Source organism: uncultured Gimesia sp. (assembly GCF_963976445.1).
Taxonomy (GTDB): Bacteria; Planctomycetota; Planctomycetia; order Planctomycetales; family Planctomycetaceae; genus Gimesia.
In genome coordinates, this window is record NZ_CAXBKP010000015.1 from 19,402 (window position 1) to 39,099 (window position 19,698).

The window sequence follows — 19,698 nt, forward strand, 5'->3', positions numbered from 1 at the left end:
CCGTTGAGTTATAACAATGATCCTCCCCCTGAATCAAAACATTCACCACTGGAGACTTCATGACAACGCCACTCGATCAACTCAACTTCGGTCCTCATAACGACGCGGTGCAGGAAGTCATTACCTTCGTGCAGTCTGGGAAACTCCTGTCGACCCCCTTTGATCAGCAGTTGGCAGAAACATCCGGTTACAAGATCAAGCTGATTCATACTTTCGAAGAGATTGACCTGTATCGAAAGTCTATGAATGATTGCATGGATGATTACGAACCGTATATCAAGCGCATTGACTGGGATGATCTTTTACGCCGAGACGTCGGCATATTAGTAAACTGGGGAAATACGACAGAAGAATTTAAAGAGATCCACAAGTTAAGTGATTTTCTGGCTCCCCAGTTTGAGCAGCTCTGGGATCAGTTCATTATCCTGATGAATGATCTACTCAATCAGATCCTGGTGAATGATCAACTCAACCAGATCCGGATTAAGTATGAGGCGGCTTGCGTTGCCGAAGGATTGTATATGATCTGTAAGTGCCTAGCGCTCTTCGGCAGAGACAATCCGTGTATGCACGAGACCCTGTTTCCCATCTATCAGGCAGGCGGGTATCCCTGTGGTTGGTCTGGTGCATTTCCTCGCGGGCAGGTGGCAGTCTTTGTGCCTGATCCCAGTATCTCCTGTAGGTTTCCCCAAGAGAAAAAGCCTCGCGTTTTTGCGGACCTTGAGGCGTGGAAATCGGCATGGGAGGAAGAACCAGAATTGATTCGCTCTCAAAAACCGTTCAGCTCAGATCAACCTCAGCTCTGGCACGGCATTTCATCTCTAGAGGGAGAGTATGCTTATGCTTACCTGGAAGACCATATTGATCTGGTTTGTGGATTTCTGGAAGAAGTTCACAAGCGAGATTTATTTTCACTGTCAGGTGACATCGCAGGAGAACAACTTATCTTGCCTAAGCACTTTCTGGTACTGTTGACTGTTAGAGGAATTGAGGGAACTTATTTTATTTCCAGTGGTCGCCAAATTGATACAGCAAATCTTGTAAAATATATCACTGACGAATACGAGACCGGCGGTTTTTTCTTTGAGGTCAGCAGCAAAAATCAAACCGTTTGCTTTTACCACTATGACGAAGACGGTTATTGCGACGAAAAACTGGAAGCGGGTTTGGATGGCTCTGATGAGATTCATTTCCAGTCTGATCTCAGAACTCTGGACATTCCGCTGAAGCAAGAAAACCTGTTTGAGCTCGTCAACGGCTGTTTCGAGTATCACGGGCTCTGTGATCTGATGCTGAATGATGACGCGCTGATCAGTGGCCCCAACGAACAGGGCCTTTCAACCGCCACCTTCAAGCGAATGCCTGATCTCAAGTATGAAATCGATATCCTCAATCTGGACTGAGGATATCGTGAACTTCCACACCCGGCTTACATTACATTAAAATCGTTCCGATTCTCACCAGCTTAGTGTCATAACTTGTTTATCACTGGAAACTTCATGACGACACCCCTCGATCAGCTCGACTTCGGTCCTCTCAACGACGCAGTTCAGGAAGTCATCGCTTTTGTGCAGTCCGGAAAACTCCTCTCAGTTCCTTTCGATCAGCAGTTCGCAGAAACGTCCGGTTACAAGATCAAGCTGATTCATACTTTTGATGAGATCAACTTGTATCGAAAGTCAATGAATGATTGCGGGGTTGATTATAAACCCTATATCAGATGCGTTGACTGGGATGATCTTTTGCGTGACGACGTTAACAAACTGATGGAGTATGGAGATTGGCCCGGGATTTATATCAAGATCAAGGAGTTAGAGCTCGCTCTGAATACTGTGTTCGAGCAACTTAGGAAACAGCTCTTCATCCTGGTGAATGATCAGCTCAAAGGGATCCTGAGTAAGGAAGAAGCCGATCTCATAGTCGATGGGATGTATATGGTCTGCAAAAGCAGAACACTCTTCAATAAAGAGAGCGGGTTTTTCCACGAAAGCATCTTTCCCATTTACCAGGCAGGGGGCTATCCCTGTGGCTGGTCTGGTGCGTTCCCCCGGGGGCAGATGGTCGTTTTCGTACCGGATCCCAGCGTCCCCTGTATCTTCCCTGAAAGAACAGATGATCCTATTTGCGAAAAGGACAGGGATGAGCAGTTGGAATCGATTCGCTCTCAAAAACCATTCAGTTCGAATGAGCCCCGGCTCTGGCATGGTATTTCTTCACTGGATGGAGAGTATGCTTACGCTGCGATAGACGTTCACATCGGACTGGGTTTGAGAGCCTTGCTGGATACAATCTGGCCCGATTCAAAGGAGCGGGCCGAAAAAGAATCAGAGGCTGTTTTGGATAATATCACAGGAGAGACATTTGCCTTACCAGAACGATTTATTCTGGGACTGATGCTCAAGGAAATAAAAAGAACTTATTTTGTATCGCATCCAGACAGTCGGGACATTATCGAAGAGTCCCAAGAAATCGTTGAAACAGGTGAGATTAGCGGCTTTGCCTTCGAGGTCAGCAGTAAAAATCAAACCGTTCGCTTTTACCACTATGACGAAGACGGTTATTGCGACGAAAAACTCGAATCAGACTCCGATGGCATACATTTCGAATCAGAATTAAGGACACTGGAAATCCCACTCGAGAAAGATAACCTACTTGAGATTGTCAACAACAGCTTTGAGTATCACGGCCTCTGTGATCTCATGCTGAATTACGATGCGCTGATCAACGGCCCCGACGAACAGGGTTTCTCAACCGCCACGCTCAAACGTATGCCCGAACTCAAGTATGAAATTGATATTTTGGATCTGGATTGAATCGATCTGGAGCATATTCGACGTTCCTGGATTCCCTCAATCTCGGAGTATATACATAGGAAAGTCGAATTGTATGGCAATGATTTCAACTGGCCCGGAAAAGAGTGATTCTTCATGACGATCATGCCAGGATTTCAAATGCTTTCCATGCAATTTGATGGTTTCAATTGCATCGGGAACCGAGAGTGCGTCTATTTGCTGACGCACGATTCGATAGAGCGGTTCAAAGTCATAATCATGCATAATATCGAATGCGTCTTCGTAAACGATTTCTTCATGAAGGTCCAACAGATTTACAATGGAATCAGTGAGATACTGCACTTCCTGCGGTAGCGACTGCTGCAACTCGTGGATCTGCTCAGGAGTAACAAGGGTCTTTTCTCGAGGAGGCAGTTCGGGAAGTTCCGGGACTTCAAAACCCCAAGATTTGATTTTGAAACTGGAAATAATTTCATGCCAGTTTTTTTTATCTCGTTCAAATGGTTCAGAAGACCTAAGATATATCTCAGCATACCTCTGACTGGGATATTCAAGAAATAGATTCCAGATATAACCCATGAAGCTGACTTCTTCGTCGAACATTTCAATCCCAATAATTTCTTCTGTATTTGGGAGTATGTTCGAAGTACCTTTGTGTTTATGAGCCATGTCATACGGAATATTTTGACGAAAATATCCCCTTGCGTTTTCAAGCTTCTTCGAAGAAACAGCCTGAAACAAACAGATTGAAATATCAATGGACGCTTTCTTTGTCTCGAAATCGTGACGGTAAAAATGATAGACCGTCGGGCCGGGATTCGGTGAGGCATGACAGCTATCCGGGATTAAAACCGAGATATAATCATTCGAAAATTCTGTCAGCATTCAGGATTCCAATAATTCGTTTCTACAGCTTCACTCACGAGTAATTTCGTTAAGCCTGTCCGTCTTTGAGTGAGTTAATTTCTCGCAAGATCTTGCTCACAATGCTCAACACGAATACTCATTCAGCCCAAATATATTTAATTTTACTTACTGTATTTTCAATGAATCACTGACAGCAGTCGGTTCCCAACTGCACCAGCTGTGCGGCTACGCGTTGCAGATCGGGTTCGATGATTTCGGGTTGCTTTGCCAGGGGATAAAGTTGGGCGCCGGGGCGTGAGACAAACGCGCCGCGCCAGCCGGCCCAGAGGGCACCGGCGATGTCCCAGCCATGTGCGGCGATCAGCATGCAGTCTTCCGGCGGCACCTTCATTTTGCGGGCCGCCCATTTGTAAACGTGCGAGTGTGGCTTGAACATCTGCAGCTCTTCAATACTCAACCGGGTTTCGAACAAATCATACAAGCCTGCATTTTTCATCTGCGTATCGACGCCCGCCTGCGAGGAATTCGTTAACGTCACAATCCGATAGCCGGCTTGTTTCAGTTGTTCGAGGGCCGGCTTCACATCGGGGTGCGGGGGCAACGAGCGAATCGGAGAGATCGCCTGTTTCGCGTCTTCATCAGTTAGTTCGATCCCTTCATTGCGGGCCACCATCTGCAAAGTGGCGGCGCCGATGACGCCGAAATCGTCGTAATGATCACCGACCGTCGCGACCAGCGAATGCTGCAGCATCGTAGTAAACCAGAGCGGCAGCAGATCGGGACGGCCGCCGAGGGCCTGTGCGACACTCGCTTTCATCGAGTCCAGATCAAGCAGCGTTTCGTTGACGTCAAAGAACAGACACTTCGGTCGTGAGTTCATCGTGGGCTCCCTTTGTTCCTGCGCTGAAATGAGCGTTGGCAGCATCCCCGCAGCGATGCCGGCACCGGCAGTCAGAAAAAGCCGGCGACTGTTGGCAGCGGCTGACGTTGAATCCGATTCGTGAGCAGGCGACATCCCTTCGTCCTTCCTCTTTTTGATCACACAATACTGCGACTGATGCGAGAACAGTGGCTACAGTATACAGGAATGGATTTTTCATTCCAGCTCATTCAGCCTGGCAAGACGAGAAGAATTTGAGCCCCCGCACTTTAATGCAGCCGTTACTTTGGCTGCTTCAGATGCTCATCGAAGAACTTGAGGATCTGGGCGTCAATGTCAGGTGCATTGAATTCACGGCCACCATGTCCGGCTCCTTCGACGACCCGCAGTGTGACGGGCACCTTCTTTTTCTGCAGCGCCTGATGCAACAAGTAGCTCTGATGCACGGGCACCAGAGGATCTTTTGAGCCATGAATGATCAGAAACGGGGGGTCCTGTTTGTCGATGTAGGTAATCGGGTTGGCTTTGGCGACTTTGTCTTTGTTTTCCAGAATCGGGCCGCCAATCAGCAACGATTCAGGCGAACGGGGATCGTTGTGTTTGAAACGGGCACCGGGAAGAGCATGCGCGTCCATCTGCAGAAAGTCGGTCGGTCCCCACATGTCGCAGATCGCCTGCACGCTGCTGGACTGATCAAGGTGAGTGCCCACTTTCCCTTCCAGGTCTTTGTTACTTCCACTGGTTCCCAATAGCGCGACCAGATGACCGCCGGCAGAGGAACCTCCCACGCCGATGCGACGGGCATCGTAACCATACTTGTCGGCGTGCGCCCGCAGCCAGCGAATCGCAGCTTTGCAGTCATGAATCTGTGCCGGAAACGTTGCCTCGCCACTCAGACGGTAGTTGATGCTGGCGCACGCATAACCGGCATTGATTCCCACAGCCAGCAACTTGCCGCCTCGTCCTTTGTCTCCATTGCGCCAGCCTCCTCCATGAATCCAGACCAGTAGTGGTGGATTTTTGACTCCTTTAGGGAGATAGAGATCGAGCAACAGCGGTTTCCCATTTATGTTGGCATATTCCAGATCACGATGTTCGACCACGGAATCGCGTAAACGACGGGATCGTTCTCGCGGCGGCGGCTGCGCTACTATCGGCCCGTCACACAGAACGGTTCCTGTTAAGAGCATGATCAACATCGTACAGATCAGTGGTTTCATTTAGTCATTCTCCTAGTAGTTCCCCTAGTGGTTCTCGCTTCAGAAATCAGTGCCTTAACTGAACGCCAGTAACTTCTCTCATTGAACACATCTGCTTTCAATTCGTTTCTCTTCTATTTGACTCGACTGAATTCTTCCGCGGATCCTGATGAATTCTAAAGCTGACTTTGACAAGTAAGTACCTATATAAAAAGCGGTTAGAACGATACAGTGCCACTAATTTTTGTTTGTGAAATAATTTATAAATATTCATTAAAAAGTTGTGTTGTTTAAACAATATTATTAAGATATTACCTGCTCTCTTAACATTTCTGCTGAGCCGCCTCGCAATCAATTCGAACGAAAAAACAGTATTTCTTCTCATGAATGACTTACTGACATGTATACAGATAATTCATATTTTGTTGTACGTCTTTATGCTCATCCTTCTTTTTTTAGCGAGTGAATTTGATGAACGATTTAAACCAAAGGAAACGTGGTTTTACGCTGATTGAACTTCTAGTCGTGATTGCCATTATTGCGATTCTGATTGCATTGCTGCTACCCGCCGTCCAACAGGCTCGAGAAGCAGCGCGACGATCCCAGTGTAAAAATAATCTGAAGCAATTAGGGCTGGCGTTTCACAATTACCATGACAATTTTTCGATGATGCCAACAGGCTATTTTGATACCGCGGGCTATATTTCCGGCTGGGCAGCACGGATTCTGCCCTATATCGATCAGGCTCCCCGCTACAATGCCATCGGTTCGATGGGCGAGATGACTAACCTGATGCCCTACCGGTTCACCACTGCTCCACATAACGGAGACGACAGTATCTTTACTGATCCCATTACCGTCTTCATCTGTCCTTCCTCAGAAATTGGAGAGCGATCGACAGATTTTTCCACAAGCTGGGGAGGCAACCCGGGCAATGATGGTTCGCTGCATTACCGGGGCAATGGAGGTTCTGTTGATGTCGGCTTTGTGAATGGCTCTAATTCCAGCCGCCATTATGCTACGTCGGGAGTGCTCTACCCGCGACATAAAACGCGATTTCGTGACATTACTGATGGCACTACGAATACGTTTCTGCTGGGAGAATTATCCAGCTACATCGGCTGGAGCGGTGGAAAAGGGGGCTGGGATGATATCGTTCCCTGGACCTGGGCGACGTATGCTTATGGGAGTCCTCCAGGAGCCGATGGTTACCTGATGATCGACACCAAACTCGTTCAATATCCAATTGGTTCCGGCAACCATTCTCAATACGGTGTCGGCTGGCGTAGCCAGCACGTAGGAGGCACACATATGCTGCTCTGCGATGGCAGCGTCCGGTTCCTCTCTGAAAGCTTGAGTCTGGATCTACTGAAGTCACTGGCAACCCGGGGAACGGGTGAAGTTGTAGGCGAGTTTTAAACAGCGCGCCTCGCTCAGTGTGATCATAAAACAATGTAACCAGACTCTTTTTCCATATGGAATCTTTATGAACAAAACTTTGACATTCACAAATCAGTTGTTGTTTTGGGGCGTTCTCCTATCACTGCAAACCCTGGTTGGTTGTTCCAGTAATTCGGACCAACTTCCCACCGGAGAAGTACATGGAACCGTGACCTACCTGGGAAAACCATTGCCTGCCGGCTCGGTGACATTCATACCTGATGGCACTGGTAAAGCGGCGGCGGGTGAGATTCAGGCAGATGGTACTTACACGCTGACCACCTATTCCAAAGGTGACGGCGCCACGATTGGCAGCCATAAGGTGATGATCATTTCAGAAAAAGATACGTCTGAACTTCCCGCAGAATCGGCGGAAGCCAATGTGGACCTTTCACTGATTCCGGAAAAATATGGGATGAGTCCCAAGACATCCGGACTGACTGCCGAGGTCAAAGCAGGCGACAACGAAATCAATTTTAATCTGGAATAATTGAGAGAGACAATCAGCTGTGTTTCCTGTTGAAGAGGTGATTACTTTTGCGAAGGTAGTCACCTCTTTTTACACACATATCACAAAACCCTTTTGTATCGTAGCGACAAGCGCAGACCGCAATTGAAGCGTAGAGCCCCATTCAAATATCAACAAAAGGAACGACGTTCTGTCAGGCCCCTTACTCTCTCTACCTCTACTGAAAAATGGGGGAACTGCCTGGAAGTGGCTTCTGCTTTCGTCGACACCAGCTAACACAAGTACTGAAACCTCATTCACCTATACAGTGTTCCATGAGCAGGGAATTCTCAGAAACTGATACATGCCGCCTCATAAATAAGTTGTATTTAGTATAAGCCCTCACTAATATAGACCTTGGCATTTATTAGTGACGTCCTGCCTCACATTCATTCCAGCCAAACTTCTCCTGCAACACATTTTGAATGGGTTTCCATTCAACCCCCGTTCCAATTTCTTCCAGATCACGATGATCTCACCGGGAAGCTGGAATTAATGCGCGCTCTTTATTTATTGCGTTTACTAGATCTTTTTTTTGTTTTTGCGAGAGAAACTTATGAGAATTCAGGCACTACACAAGCGTGGTTTCACACTGATTGAATTACTGGTTGTCATCGCCATTATCGCGATCTTGATTGCGTTACTGTTGCCGGCAGTGCAACAGGCGCGGGAAGCAGCCCGCAGGTCACAATGCAAGAACAATTTGAAACAGATTGGTCTGGCAATGCACAATTACCTCGACGCCTTTACAACTTTTCCCATTGGCGGATTGAAAAACAGTCGGGGTCCTAACTGGCGCGTGGGCCTGCTGCCCTACTTTGATCAGGCACCGGCGTACAATCAGATTAGTTTTAACAGCAGCTTCTGGGCGCACTCCGGTTTGCAACCGGTCTTGACCACGTTACGAGTGCCCGGATATGTTTGCCCTTCCAGTCCCCATGGAATGGTCAACGCCGATATTCCACTCTCTCGTGAGAGTATGGTCCATGACTATGTCGGAATTACGGGCGCTACACCTGACCCTGCCGGTCGCACGACTGTCTGTACGGCAGCGAATATTGTCAGTGGCGGGACGTATTGTAATAACGGAATGCTGACCGTTTATTTCGCACGTCGGATGCGCGATTGCACGGATGGTTCGAGCAATACAATTATCGTCGCCGAGCAGTCCGGGAATGTCGGGGGAGTCGAAAACAGTGCCAATCCTCTGGGAGGCTGGCATGGCTGGGTCAACAACTCCGGCGAACAGATGGAGGCTGGCACAAGCCTGACTTCTCTCGGTTCAGTCAATGGATATCTCGGCGGCATGACAACCGTACGATATCCTCCCAACGCCTATTGGAAGTCCGGTGCTCCCTCCAGTGCCAGTTCGGAATACGAAGTCAACACAGTGCTGAATTCATTCCATGTCGGGGGAATTCATGCCTTGCTGACCGATGGCGCGGTTCGATTCATCTCTGATAATATCAGCATGGACACGTTACGACAGCTTTCCGTGCGAGACGATGGCCAGGTCATCGGCGAATTCTAATTTGAGGAAGTACAGCCTCACAAAGAAACTCCGACTGCAACCTGTCGGAGTTTCTTTTGTGGCACTCGAATTCCAATTCCTCTTGCAAGCAAATTTTATGTTTCGCGTCCTTGCAGATCGCATCAGTCTGCGAATACACCCTTACTGTCGCTTTTACATCCCAAAGGATCATTCATGCATTACGCACTGAAACAATATCAATTTTATCTCTTCTCTTTGATTCTGGCTCTGGGTTCTGTGGTATCACCCGGATGCAGCCACACACCTGGCGCTGAGAAACCACGCAGTGACATTCAGCTGACCATTCTTTCCGGAGGCGCGCCCGTTACGGAAGGCATGGTAAATCTGGAAAACCCGGAAACAGGAGAAGGAGGAGGCGGTGTCTTGACCGCTGACGGGAAGGTGACGATTCCGAATGTGGTCCTCGGAACTTATACCGTCACGATTGTCCCCCCTGACCCCGATCCGGTTCCGCCGGAACCTGGTCAACCCGCGACCGCGCCCAAAACGTTCAAGAACATTCCGAAGAAGTTTCGAGAAAATAATGCCAGCCCACTTAAGGTAGAAGTCAAAGCGGATTCCAATGAATTCACGTTTGACCTGAAAGACGCTGGTTAAAGAAGACCTCTGATTCTACTCTGCGATGTCTACTCTGCGATGTTGGCTTGATTCTCGTAACGACGATTGTGCGAGCAACTTTTTTTGTTGATTCCTTTATCTGATTACAAGATTAGTCAGATAAAGGAATCGACGGTGATCATCACCAGAATCACCACACCGATGGCCATCTTTCCAACGACACCTAGAATTCGGCCGATAAACGCGGCTCGTCCGATTTCGAGACGATCAACCGACGCGTTCCCTTTCCAGACTTCACCCAGATACGCGCCAATGTAAGCCCCCACACTTCCCCCTAAAACGGCGCCGATGACCGTTCCTAAAGGTGGCAGGAACGGAGTGCCGACCATGGCCCCGATCACACTTAGCAGGAACGTGCCCAACAGAGAAAGAATCATAGCCCGACGGCTGGCCCCTTTTTTGGCCGCTCCCGCGGACCCTCCCAGCATTTCAACCAGTTCGCCAAGACCGGCGAGCGCCACCGCGATCAGCAACACCGTCAGCGAGATCCCATTCTCTCCAGGCATGAAGGCATAAAACAGCGCAGACAGAAGTACCATGACCCAGTTACCGGGCACTAGAAACAGAATCGAGCCCCAGGCTGTCAGATTTGCCAGCAGCAACAACGTTGCCATCAAGTAATAAAAAGTGACCGGAAGCCAGTCATAGAGCCACTCAAAAGACATTTAGGATCGCCTGAAGAAAGGGTTTTGCATCCACCATTGGAAAGAAACCAGTTTATGGTTTCACAGTGTCGAACGTAATTGATCTTCGTAAACGGTGATGAATTATTGCGGAATGCAAAAAAAAGACGAATGTTGAACCACATTTTGAGGTTATTCAAATAGGTCGAAATAGTCCAGAACTTCGCAAAACAGTGTGCGCCTGGACATGTTTTTCGACCAATGGGACAGGCAATGATTGTATTTGTCTCAATTCAGGGGTAAAATTCCAAGTTTGATACGCCATTGATGGACGAAAATTCTTATAATCATCAATGACGTTTGATGTCAAACAGGGGTGATTTGCGCCCGATTTACTACTGATCAGAGTCAGCAGACCAAAGTGAGCTGCTGAGCAAGCGCCTATTTCAGTCTAATCCAAGGAGCAGGCCGTGAGTATTGTCAATTCCGCCAGGGACGTTCATGTTGACGAAATTGTAGACGTTGAACCCCACAACTGGATGAACATGAAGGAAGTGCCGGCCTGGTTTATCAGCTTGGGCGTGCATTTGTTAATCCTGCTTGTTCTGGCAAGTATTACACGGATTACGCTGCTCGATTCCGAGCATGCGATTATCTCATCGATCGAAGAGTTGGATCAGAACGTGTTCGCCATCGATCCGACCATCCAGGATGTGGTTGGCAGCACCGGCGATTCAGAGATCCTGTCCCCTTCGATGGCAGCCGCGCCACAGACATCGCGCGAACAGCAGGAAGCGATGCAGAATCAGCTGGAAAGTGAAATCGAAACTCCGGAGCCGATCTTTAATGACGAGTTGACTCAGCCCGCCAAAGAAGAATTGATGGCGTCTGTCGAAGTCACCGGTGAAACAGACCGTCCCGAAGGAGGTGTCGCAGGAGCCATCGACCGTTTGACTCTGGAAATTGCCGCAGCCGCCAAAGAAAAGAAATTACTCGTCGTCTGGTTGTTTGATGTTTCCCCTTCGGTGAGCAAACGCCGCAATGAAATCGCCGACCGGTTTGAAAACGTGTATAAACAGCTGGGCATTCTGGACGTAGTTGAAGATCAGAGCTCGCTAAAAACCGCGGTCGCCGCCTTTGGTGCAACGACCAAGTTCGTCACGAAAGACCCAGTAAGCGATATCAAAGAAGTCGTCTCACAGATTCGTTCGATCAAAGAAGATACAAGCGGAGACGAAAATGTTTTTGCAGCGGTGAGTATGGTTTCCAAACGCTGGCTCTCTTACAAAAAACAGGGCCGCCGCAACATGATGGTGATCATCGTGACCGATGAAGCAGGTTCCGATATGCAGAATCTGGAAGAGGCCATCATGCTCACCAAGCGAAACGGCATTAAATGTTATGTCGTCGGAAACGCATCTCCCTTCGGCCGACGTGAAGTGATTATTAAAGATTTTGAAATTGAACCAGGAATAAAAGTCGACGCGATTTCTGACACCGGACCGGAAACGGTAATGCCCGAGCGGATCAAACTGCCTTTCTGGGGACAGAACGGCTACGATGCCAGCCGGTTAACTTCAGGCTATGGTCCGTATGGCCTCACCCGTTTGTGTGCAGAAACCAACGGAATTTATTTCATTACAGAAGATGCCCTGGGTGCCAAATTTAATCCCGCCGACATGCGGAACTATCACCCCGATTATGTTGCGATTCGTGACTATCAGAGAAAACTCGAAGGCAATGCGGCAAAAGCAGCACTCGTCAAAACCGCAGCAGCAACGCAGTTTTCGAAACGCAAATTACCGACGCCTACCCTGAATTTTCCTGCGAACTCGGACAATGTGCTCCGACAGGCAATCACGGCGGCTCAAAAACCGGTTACAGAATTCGACTACGGTTTGAACGAGCTGCAGATCATGCTGGAGCTGGGGTTGAAAGACCGCAAGAAAATTACCGAACCACGGTGGCGCGCCAACTACGATCTGGCTTTGGGGCGCGTGTTGGCAACCCGTGTGCGAGCCTATGGTTACAATACCGTTTTGGCAGAAATGAAAAGTAGCCCAAAATCATTCGAGAATAAAGACAACAAGAATAAAGACAATAATGCCTGGAAACTGGTGCCCGCTAAAGATGTGCGCTCCAGCCCATCCGTACGGAAATTGAGCAAACAGGCCACCGAGCTACTGAACGGCATTATTGATGAGCATCCGGGAACTCCCTGGGCTTTTCTGGCTGCCAAAGAATTGAATCAGCCACTCGGGTGGGAATGGAAGGAAATGAAGGTGAACCTGGACCCGCAGGGGAATCGCGTCAGAACACCAAACCCACGTTTTGAAGAAGAACGTCGTAAGAGAGATGCAGCACTCAAAAAACGGGGCGCTGATACCAACAAACCACTCAAAATCTGAGTGATCATATATTGTGATGACAGACCTGATCATATTTTAAGGAACGGACACTCTGATTACCTGCAGCTGGTTCCAGTTCCGCATACATTTCAACTTATCTATCAACGGATCAATATCATTATGATGTTGAGATAAAACAGGCACTCATTTTGATTCGCTCACGCGATGAAAAATGGCAAGGGGGATTCTACTGATGGCTCGAGCGCGCGACTATTCAGCGTTTTTCACATCTTTGATTGTACATGCAGTCATTTTGTTTGCGATGGGAATGATCCATCATCATCTTACCGAAAATGAACCGGAAGTCGCGATCGAAACCATCTTCGACGATGAACGCGATCAAGCCGAGTTTGAACAGGTTCTGGAAACAGAACTGTCGGTCTCTGAAAACCTGAGCGTCACACCTGGTGGCACGGTTTCCACCAATGTCGGTGCATCGACGGCTCCCGCAATCTCCTCGCAGAAAATTGAAAAATCGGAAAGTCTGAAAGAGCCTGAAATCAAAATTACAGCGGGTGAAATTACCGCCCCCGGTGATGATATCCTTGGCGAAGATCTGGGTGTTGGTGAAGTCACCGGTGAAGTGGGTGCCGTAGTCGCGGGTTATGGCACCGCCATGAGCCGGATCTCCAAAGAACTCATCCGTATCATGCGTGAAGAAAAAATTCTAGTGGTCTGGCTGTTCGATGAATCGGGCAGTATGAAAGATGACCAGAAAGAAATCCGTGACAACTTCAATAAAATTTATGGCGAACTGGGGATTGCCGTCAAGCAGGAAGCCAAGACCCGCGCTCGTGATCAGACATTACAAACAGCCATTCTCAGTTACGGTGCCGGAGTCCACGTACATACCGCCAAACCGACCACTGACCTGAAAGACGTTCAGGAAGCCATTACGAAAATTCCCATTGATGAATCCGGCAAAGAGAATATGTGCCAGACCATCGCTGCCACCATTGATAAATATACCGTCATGGCACGCAAGACCGACCGCAGACTGTGTATTGTTCTGGTGACGGATGAATCAGGCGATGATGGTGCCGCCGTCGAAGAGGTCATCACCCGTGCCAAACGCCTCAAGACTCCGATCTACATTTTGGGACGCGAATCTGTCTTTGGTTATCCCTATGCACGCCAGATCTGGAGGGACAAAGTCTATGGTCTGGATCACTGGATTCAGATTAATCGAGGACCGGAAACCGCGTTTCCCGAATCATTACAGTATGATGGCCTCCATGGTCGTTGGGATTCCTTTTCTGCTGGCTTTGGCCCGTATGAGCAAGTTCGCATTGCCCGTGAAACCGGCGGGATCTTCTTTGTCTTACCGGGGAAGGAAGCACGCTTATCCGGTGCAGGTAAAGATGAGGCACGACAGTTCCGTTTTCAGGACATGAAAGAATACCAGCCTCTGCTCATGTCGCGACGAGAATACGACGCGACCCGCAGTGCCAGTAAGTTTCGCACGGCAATCTGGAAAGTGATTGTCACACTCAATCCTCATCTGGACAAGCAGTTGAATATCAGAGAACATCATTATCCCGTCAAGAAGAAAGAGTTTTACGATATCGGCAGCAAAGAAGTTCCCAAAGCGATCCGCGCGATGGGATTACTGCAGAAAGCTGTTGACATTCTTGAATCGATCAAACCGTTGCGGGCACAGGAAAAATCGCCTCGCTGGCGAGCCGCTTATGATTTAACTTTGGCGCAGTGCCAGGCGTATCGCGTACGGTTGTTCCAGTATTGTCTGGCCATGGATCAGCATGCCAAAAACATGCCGCCTCTCAAAGAGAAAAAGAACAATGAATGGAATGTCAGACGCGTTAAAAAGATACTGCCTCCCGATCCCGTCCAGGTTAAGCTGACCAAAGTTAATGTAGAAAAACTGAACGAACAACTGAAAAAAGCAGAGACACAGTACAAGCTTGTGATCAAAGAGCATCCAGGAACCCCTTGGGCACAACGGGCTCAGTATGAACTGAACGGCGGATTTGGAATGCAATTTGACGAAGGATTCCGAGATCCGAGGTACAGTAAAGTCGGGAAAGAAATCAAACTTCCCAAGCTATAAATCATGTTGAATTACTTAAGATCCTTAAGTCAAATGAGGGCACTTTCCTGAAAAAGTTCGGGGAAGTGCCCTGTTTACTTTTACAGGATGCGTTGACTGCGTAGCATATAGAAATAGAACACATTCCAAATCTCAACACTCACTTTCAGGAGTTTTCAACACGATGAAGATGCACCGCGCGACGAACTATTTCAATGCCTTCACTGGAATCATGGCCGCTCTATTGGTTTCTTCTCTCTTGGGAAGCACTGTCTACTCTGGTGAAAAAAACACCGAGACCGAAGAAGGTTGGATCAGCTTGTTTAACGGCAAAGATCTCACTGGCTGGCAAATTGCCGAAGAGGGTCCCTGGGAAGTCAAAGATGGCACGATCATCGTCACAGGCGAGCGATCACATCTCTTCACCGATAAAGAGTTCAAGAACTTCGAGTTCAAAGCTGACGTCAAAACCACACCAGGCAGCAACTCCGGTATTTTCTTCCACACCAAATTTCAGGAAAAAGGTTGGCCGACTCAGGGTTATGAATCACAGGTCAATGTGACTCACAAGGACCCCGTCAAAACAGGCAGCGTTTACAACCGAGTGAAGCTGTTTAAAACGCCCGCCAAAGACAATGAATGGTGGACACAGCACATCATCGTCAAAGGGCGTAATGTGGTGATTAAAATTAACGGCGAAACCGTCGTCGACTACACCGAGCCAGAAGGCGCAAAAGGTTCCCCGTCTCTGGGAGAAAAAGGAAGCTTTGCTCTGCAGGCCCACGATCCCAAGAGTGTTGTGTATTATAAAAACATTCGCGTCAAACCACTGGCCGACTAACCGCGGCGGCATTACATGCAATGTCTGTGATGAGCCCTCATCGTCTTGATCGAGGGCTTTTTTTCTTCTTGAACTTTGAATCCGTGTAAAGAGCCAACAAGTGAAACTGGGATACAATACCAATGGCCTGGCCTTTCATCGCTGGGACGACGCCATCCGATTGATCGCCGAAACCGGTTATCAGTCTGTCGCAATCACCGTGGATCACTATTGTCTCAATCCCTTCTCGTCTGATCTCCCCCAGCATTTAGAACAGATGCAGACTTTGCTCGATGAATATCAGCTATCGTCTGTGATCGAAACTGGCGCCCGTTTTTTACTGAATCCCCGCGCCAAGCATGAGCCGACTCTGCTCAGTACCACCACCGACGAACGCGCCACTCGTATCGATTTTTTGAAACGCTGCATCGATCTCGCCGCTGTCCTCAAATCGGACGCCGTTTCGTTCTGGGCAGGACAACTCAAACAGGACCTCTCCCGCGAACAAGCCCTGGCACGATTGGCTGAAGGCTGCCGGGAAGTCATCGACTACGCAGTGGAGAAACAGGTTCGCCTGGCTTTCGAACCTGAACCAGGCATGCTGATTGAAACCCTCCGTGATTTCGCAGACTTGACGGCACTTGTGGATCATCCCTGTTTTGGTCTGACCGTCGATATCGGGCATTTGCACTGTATGGGAGAGACGCCCATCAGTCAGTTCATCCAGCCCTGGGGCGACCGCATTTTCAATATTCACATTGAAGACATGGTACATGGTGTGCACGATCATTTGCGTTTCGGCGAAGGGGACATTGATTTTTCTGATGTCATGTCGGGCCTGCGATCTATCAATTTCACAGGTGGCATCCACGTGGAATTGAGTCGTCATAGCCATATCGCCCCGGATGTGGTCCGAGAGTCGTTCCAGTATCTGAAACAGTTCTCAGAAGCGGACTGAACCGCGGAGTCAGATATCGACTCGCCGCAGTCTTTACCCGTTCTCCCGGCAGTACTGATTGTACCAGTTGCACCAACTAGGTCAGTCCCGTTCCAGTCCTCCGTCTCCTGTTTACGATAAAGAGAGAAGAGGGCCGATGAACGAGTCGCTCAGGACTCTGTATTTACGTTGAAGGAAAGACTACCAACTGCGTACAGAGTACGCCCTGATTCCTATGAAGCACCCCACTCTTTTTTCGATCTTAAGCTGGCATGACCTCTTCGATCTCTAAAACATTCGAATTGTTGGCGCAAAGCAGAAATTCACACGCAGTCAATGCGTTAATTCTGGCTTTGGACGTCGAAGAACAGGAGATCCGAGAGCTGGCCGTTTCTGCTTTGCTGGGACAACAAAGCACCCGGGGACTGGTCGAAGTCATTCGACGCTATGCCACCCATACTACCGGGATCCGCAAACTGTTGGAAACAGAATCCAACGCGTTAGATTCTGCCATCAAACAATGCCTGCTGCATGGAAACCGCGAACTACAATACTGCGGCCTGGAATTTGTGCGTATCACCAGCGATTTCAGACAGATTCCTTCGCTGGTCACGTTGTATGAAAATAAACGCCTGGTCAACCATCAGCCGGATCTGGTCTCACAAACCCTGCGGTATCTGGTCAGCAAACTCTACGAGTATTTTCTGGATACTTCGGTCGATTCGGTTTACTCTCGAACGTTCCTCAGAAACGCGCAAAACATTCGACGCGATAATTTGAACGCCCTCGCGGCCGCTGCCGAGCATCTGAGCGAGTTGGATCGTCCTGAGGAAATTGTGGAAAGCCTGCTAATCCTGGGAAATGTGGGTGATCCCGCAATCCGTAAAATATTGTGGCATTCCAGTGATGAAACCAGAGAACTTGTAGAACAGGTTTTGAAGAATAGTAAACACATCGGGGTCATGCAATTGATCTGCGATTTTACGGAAGTCAATTACCCGAACCCGAAAGCCCTCGAAGCCATTTCCGAGCGGGAAGACCCCGAGTTCATCGCACATCTACTCCGCTGGCTTCCGGAGCGCGTTTCAGACCTGCAGCATACCAACTTCAAGCAGATCGGTAAGATGGTCTGGCTACTCGCCGAAAGACAGGATTTCAACAAGATTCCCCAAGTCTTGCAGACCGCAGTCATCCGGTTGATCAGTCTACTGGAATTGGATTTTGGCAGCAAAAAACAGGCGCAGAAATGGATGCTGCAGAATGGAACACCGGCTGCTAAAGAAGCAGCCATCGGAATCTTACGGAATCTGGATACCACCGAAGTCACAGAAATGGTATTGCAGAGTCTCGACTCGGAAGACCCGGTTCAGCAGGCCTGGGCCACCTGTCAGCTCCGTGCGCAGCATGTACCCGATGCGATCAACCTGCTGGTCGATAAAATCGACAGTCCGATCGAAGAAGTCAGAGCAGCCGCCCGAGCAGAACTTTCCAGTTTCGATGTTGAGTATGTACTGGAGCATTTTGAAGAGTTTAATTCCCAGGTCTGTCCCTCCGTAGGCAAGTTAGTACAGAAGCTGAATCCAAGCTGCCTTCTGGAATTCAGCCGGGCCATGGCGCATCCGTTAAGAAAACGGCGTATCCTGGCCGCCCGTTGTGCCCACGCCCTGAATTTGCATCACCAGCTCATTCCCGCACTGGGTGCACTGCTGGAAGATCCTGATGATCTGGTACGCAGAACCAGTGCCGAAATCCTGGCGCCAATGACAGCCCCCGAAGCCAAACAGGCGCTGGTGACTCTGATCACCGATGAGAATGCACGCATCCGTGACATCGCCGTCAAGGCACTCAAAGTACACCGAAATTCAGAGAGCCCCGGTAGCTCATAACGTGATGGAATGGTGAGAAAATGAACGTGGATTTCTATTGGATTCTGGCAGGGCATACCGACGCCGTTTCTCGGGCGTTCCGTAATCGCGGTATGCTGCAGGAAAACTGGATGCTGGTTACGGCGACCCTGGTGATTGGGACTATCTGGTTAACCCTTTATCTGTGGGAAAATATCCAGTTACAACGCAAAGCCAACGCAGATACTCCCCAGGGACTATTCTATGATCTATGCAAAACGCACCGTTTAAGTCGTACAGATATCACATATCTGCTCAAAGCAGCTCAGGCACATTACCGGGATCAACCGGCGATGGTGTTTGTCGATCCCGGTATTCTCAATGCCTATCTTAAGGAAGTGAGTTCTGACGCAAAGTACTACGATATACTCGTTGAGAAACTATTTCAAAAATAAGACCACCCGGAATTATCGTTCTGATGAAATCGGTTTGGACGCCACATAAAAATAGTTGAACATGTCGTAAGGCAGTGCATGGACTTCGACCTTTTCGAAACCAACCTCCTCAAGTGTCTGACAGGCTGGTTCCTGCCCCCAACTGATGTGTTCCATAGACGCTTCATTTTGCCGTGCCTTGTTTCGCATACAGAAAATTGTGTGCAACAGCGGCGCTAACGGGTTTTTCAAATTCAGTTCAGCCTGGTTCGAATTGGCGATGTCCTGCATCAGAAAGATTCCGTCCGGTCGTAATGCGGCAGAGGCTTCATCTAATACTTGAAATGGATCGGGCTGCAATCTCCTGGCTGGTGCCGCAATCCATCTCTCCCATCACGTCAAATAAGCCGGTTCGATGACCGATTGAGATCATCAAGCATATCCCTCCCTGATTGATTATCTGCTGGAGTTTTTGTTCAAACAGATCCATTCGGTCCAGGTCCAGAGTCAAATAACAGTCAGCCATCATCGTGGAAGCCCTTTCGTTTCAAAACCAGATTTCCTCTCTGCCTACAGAACTAAGCGAAGAAATTTTGGATCTGTTACCATTTTTTTGAAAAGAAAATGGAAAGGGAGGGAGATTGCTCTAAGCCAGAATTGAGCATCCAACTGTGCTGTAACAGCTTATTTGAACGTAAGATACAAATATTGCCCCCTTTGGCGGCAAGA

General features: G+C 48.7%; 17 protein-coding genes. 12 read left to right on the forward strand and 5 right to left on the reverse strand.

The window, feature by feature from the left end:
- The first annotated feature begins 59 nt into the window (after positions 1-59).
- Both AAC022_RS16555 and AAC022_RS16560 read left to right on the forward strand, forming a co-directional pair.
- A complete protein-coding gene (locus tag AAC022_RS16555; RefSeq protein WP_339732756.1) occupies positions 60-1,403 on the forward strand; it encodes a hypothetical protein in 1,344 nt (447 codons plus the stop codon).
- Positions 1,404-1,499: 96 nt separating this feature from the next.
- The gene (locus AAC022_RS16560) at positions 1,500-2,813 is read left to right on the forward strand and encodes a hypothetical protein (RefSeq protein ID WP_339732757.1); all 1,314 of its coding nucleotides are present in this window, start codon (positions 1,500-1,502) and stop codon (positions 2,811-2,813) included.
- A 36-nt stretch (positions 2,814-2,849) separates the two neighbouring features.
- On the opposite strand, the gene AAC022_RS16565 is transcribed toward AAC022_RS16560, so the two are convergent.
- The 3 genes from AAC022_RS16565 to AAC022_RS16575 form a co-directional block, all read right to left on the reverse strand.
- Entirely contained in the window at positions 2,850-3,533 is a 684-nt protein-coding gene (locus AAC022_RS16565; protein ID WP_339732759.1) for a hypothetical protein, read from the reverse strand.
- Positions 3,534-3,843: 310 nt separating this feature from the next.
- Positions 3,844-4,674 carry a haloacid dehalogenase type II gene (locus AAC022_RS16570; RefSeq protein WP_339732761.1) on the reverse strand — a complete coding sequence of 277 codons (831 nt, stop codon included), beginning with the start codon at positions 4,672-4,674 and terminating at the stop codon, positions 3,844-3,846.
- A gap of 146 nt (positions 4,675-4,820) precedes the next feature.
- Positions 4,821-5,759 (reverse strand): alpha/beta hydrolase, encoded by a 939-nt coding sequence (locus AAC022_RS16575; RefSeq protein ID WP_339732762.1) that lies wholly within the window; start codon positions 5,757-5,759, stop codon positions 4,821-4,823.
- A gap of 450 nt (positions 5,760-6,209) precedes the next feature.
- Between AAC022_RS16575 and AAC022_RS16580 the strand changes: the two genes are divergently transcribed.
- From AAC022_RS16580 to AAC022_RS16595, 4 genes are all read left to right on the forward strand, one after another.
- A complete protein-coding gene (locus AAC022_RS16580; protein ID WP_339732764.1) occupies positions 6,210-7,157 on the forward strand; it encodes a DUF1559 domain-containing protein in 948 nt (315 codons plus the stop codon).
- Between the two features lie 67 nt (positions 7,158-7,224).
- On the forward strand, positions 7,225-7,668 hold the full coding sequence (locus AAC022_RS16585; protein ID WP_339732765.1) for a hypothetical protein: 444 nt from the start codon (positions 7,225-7,227) through the stop codon (positions 7,666-7,668).
- Positions 7,669-8,242: 574 nt separating this feature from the next.
- Positions 8,243-9,217 (forward strand): DUF1559 domain-containing protein, encoded by a 975-nt coding sequence (locus tag AAC022_RS16590; RefSeq protein WP_339732766.1) that lies wholly within the window; start codon positions 8,243-8,245, stop codon positions 9,215-9,217.
- A gap of 174 nt (positions 9,218-9,391) precedes the next feature.
- Complete coding sequence (locus tag AAC022_RS16595; RefSeq protein ID WP_339732768.1) at positions 9,392-9,835, forward strand: carboxypeptidase-like regulatory domain-containing protein; 444 nt, start codon at positions 9,392-9,394, stop codon at positions 9,833-9,835.
- 116 nt (positions 9,836-9,951) lie between these two features.
- Here AAC022_RS16595 and AAC022_RS16600 read toward each other — a convergent pair whose 3' ends face one another.
- On the reverse strand, positions 9,952-10,521 hold the full coding sequence (locus tag AAC022_RS16600) for a DUF456 domain-containing protein (protein ID WP_339732770.1): 570 nt from the start codon (positions 10,519-10,521) through the stop codon (positions 9,952-9,954).
- A gap of 428 nt (positions 10,522-10,949) precedes the next feature.
- On the opposite strand from AAC022_RS16600, the gene AAC022_RS16605 reads away from it, so the two are divergent.
- The 6 genes from AAC022_RS16605 (at position 10,950) to AAC022_RS16630 (ending at position 18,990) form a co-directional block, all read left to right on the forward strand.
- Positions 10,950-12,887 (forward strand): vWA domain-containing protein, encoded by a 1,938-nt coding sequence (locus tag AAC022_RS16605; RefSeq protein WP_339732771.1) that lies wholly within the window; start codon positions 10,950-10,952, stop codon positions 12,885-12,887.
- Positions 12,888-13,080: 193 nt separating this feature from the next.
- Positions 13,081-14,955 carry a VWA domain-containing protein gene (locus AAC022_RS16610; RefSeq protein WP_339732773.1) on the forward strand — a complete coding sequence of 625 codons (1,875 nt, stop codon included), beginning with the start codon at positions 13,081-13,083 and terminating at the stop codon, positions 14,953-14,955.
- A gap of 163 nt (positions 14,956-15,118) precedes the next feature.
- On the forward strand, positions 15,119-15,775 hold the full coding sequence (locus AAC022_RS16615) for a DUF1080 domain-containing protein (protein WP_339732776.1): 657 nt from the start codon (positions 15,119-15,121) through the stop codon (positions 15,773-15,775).
- A gap of 100 nt (positions 15,776-15,875) precedes the next feature.
- The gene (locus AAC022_RS16620; RefSeq protein WP_339732779.1) at positions 15,876-16,712 is read left to right on the forward strand and encodes a sugar phosphate isomerase/epimerase family protein; all 837 of its coding nucleotides are present in this window, start codon (positions 15,876-15,878) and stop codon (positions 16,710-16,712) included.
- Between the two features lie 251 nt (positions 16,713-16,963).
- Complete coding sequence (locus AAC022_RS16625) at positions 16,964-18,577, forward strand: HEAT repeat domain-containing protein (protein WP_339732782.1); 1,614 nt, start codon at positions 16,964-16,966, stop codon at positions 18,575-18,577.
- A 20-nt stretch (positions 18,578-18,597) separates the two neighbouring features.
- Positions 18,598-18,990, forward strand: coding sequence for a hypothetical protein (locus AAC022_RS16630; RefSeq protein WP_339732784.1), 393 nt, complete (start codon positions 18,598-18,600; stop codon positions 18,988-18,990).
- A 12-nt stretch (positions 18,991-19,002) separates the two neighbouring features.
- On the opposite strand, the gene AAC022_RS16635 is transcribed toward AAC022_RS16630, so the two are convergent.
- Positions 19,003-19,329: a hypothetical protein gene (locus tag AAC022_RS16635; RefSeq protein WP_339732787.1), complete on the reverse strand. Its 327-nt coding sequence runs from the start codon at positions 19,327-19,329 to the stop codon at positions 19,003-19,005.
- Between the last annotated feature and the right edge of the window lie 369 nt (positions 19,330-19,698).

Bases quoted from the DNA above. Each gene is read 5' to 3' on its own strand.
- AAC022_RS16555 (WP_339732756.1), top strand. From the start codon at position 60: ATGACAACGCCACTCGATCAACTCAACTTCGGTCCTCATAACGACGCG.
- AAC022_RS16560 (WP_339732757.1), top strand. From the start codon at position 1,500: ATGACGACACCCCTCGATCAGCTCGACTTCGGTCCTCTCAACGACGCA.
- AAC022_RS16570 (WP_339732761.1), bottom strand. From the start codon at position 4,674: ATGTCGCCTGCTCACGAATCGGATTCAACGTCAGCCGCTGCCAACAGT.
- AAC022_RS16575 (WP_339732762.1), bottom strand. From the start codon at position 5,759: ATGAAACCACTGATCTGTACGATGTTGATCATGCTCTTAACAGGAACC.
- AAC022_RS16580 (WP_339732764.1), top strand. From the start codon at position 6,210: ATGAACGATTTAAACCAAAGGAAACGTGGTTTTACGCTGATTGAACTT.
- AAC022_RS16585 (WP_339732765.1), top strand. From the start codon at position 7,225: ATGAACAAAACTTTGACATTCACAAATCAGTTGTTGTTTTGGGGCGTT.
- AAC022_RS16590 (WP_339732766.1), top strand. From the start codon at position 8,243: ATGAGAATTCAGGCACTACACAAGCGTGGTTTCACACTGATTGAATTA.
- AAC022_RS16595 (WP_339732768.1), top strand. From the start codon at position 9,392: ATGCATTACGCACTGAAACAATATCAATTTTATCTCTTCTCTTTGATT.
- AAC022_RS16600 (WP_339732770.1), bottom strand. From the start codon at position 10,521: ATGTCTTTTGAGTGGCTCTATGACTGGCTTCCGGTCACTTTTTATTAC.
- AAC022_RS16610 (WP_339732773.1), top strand. From the start codon at position 13,081: ATGGCTCGAGCGCGCGACTATTCAGCGTTTTTCACATCTTTGATTGTA.
- AAC022_RS16615 (WP_339732776.1), top strand. From the start codon at position 15,119: ATGAAGATGCACCGCGCGACGAACTATTTCAATGCCTTCACTGGAATC.
- AAC022_RS16625 (WP_339732782.1), top strand. From the start codon at position 16,964: ATGACCTCTTCGATCTCTAAAACATTCGAATTGTTGGCGCAAAGCAGA.
- AAC022_RS16630 (WP_339732784.1), top strand. From the start codon at position 18,598: ATGAACGTGGATTTCTATTGGATTCTGGCAGGGCATACCGACGCCGTT.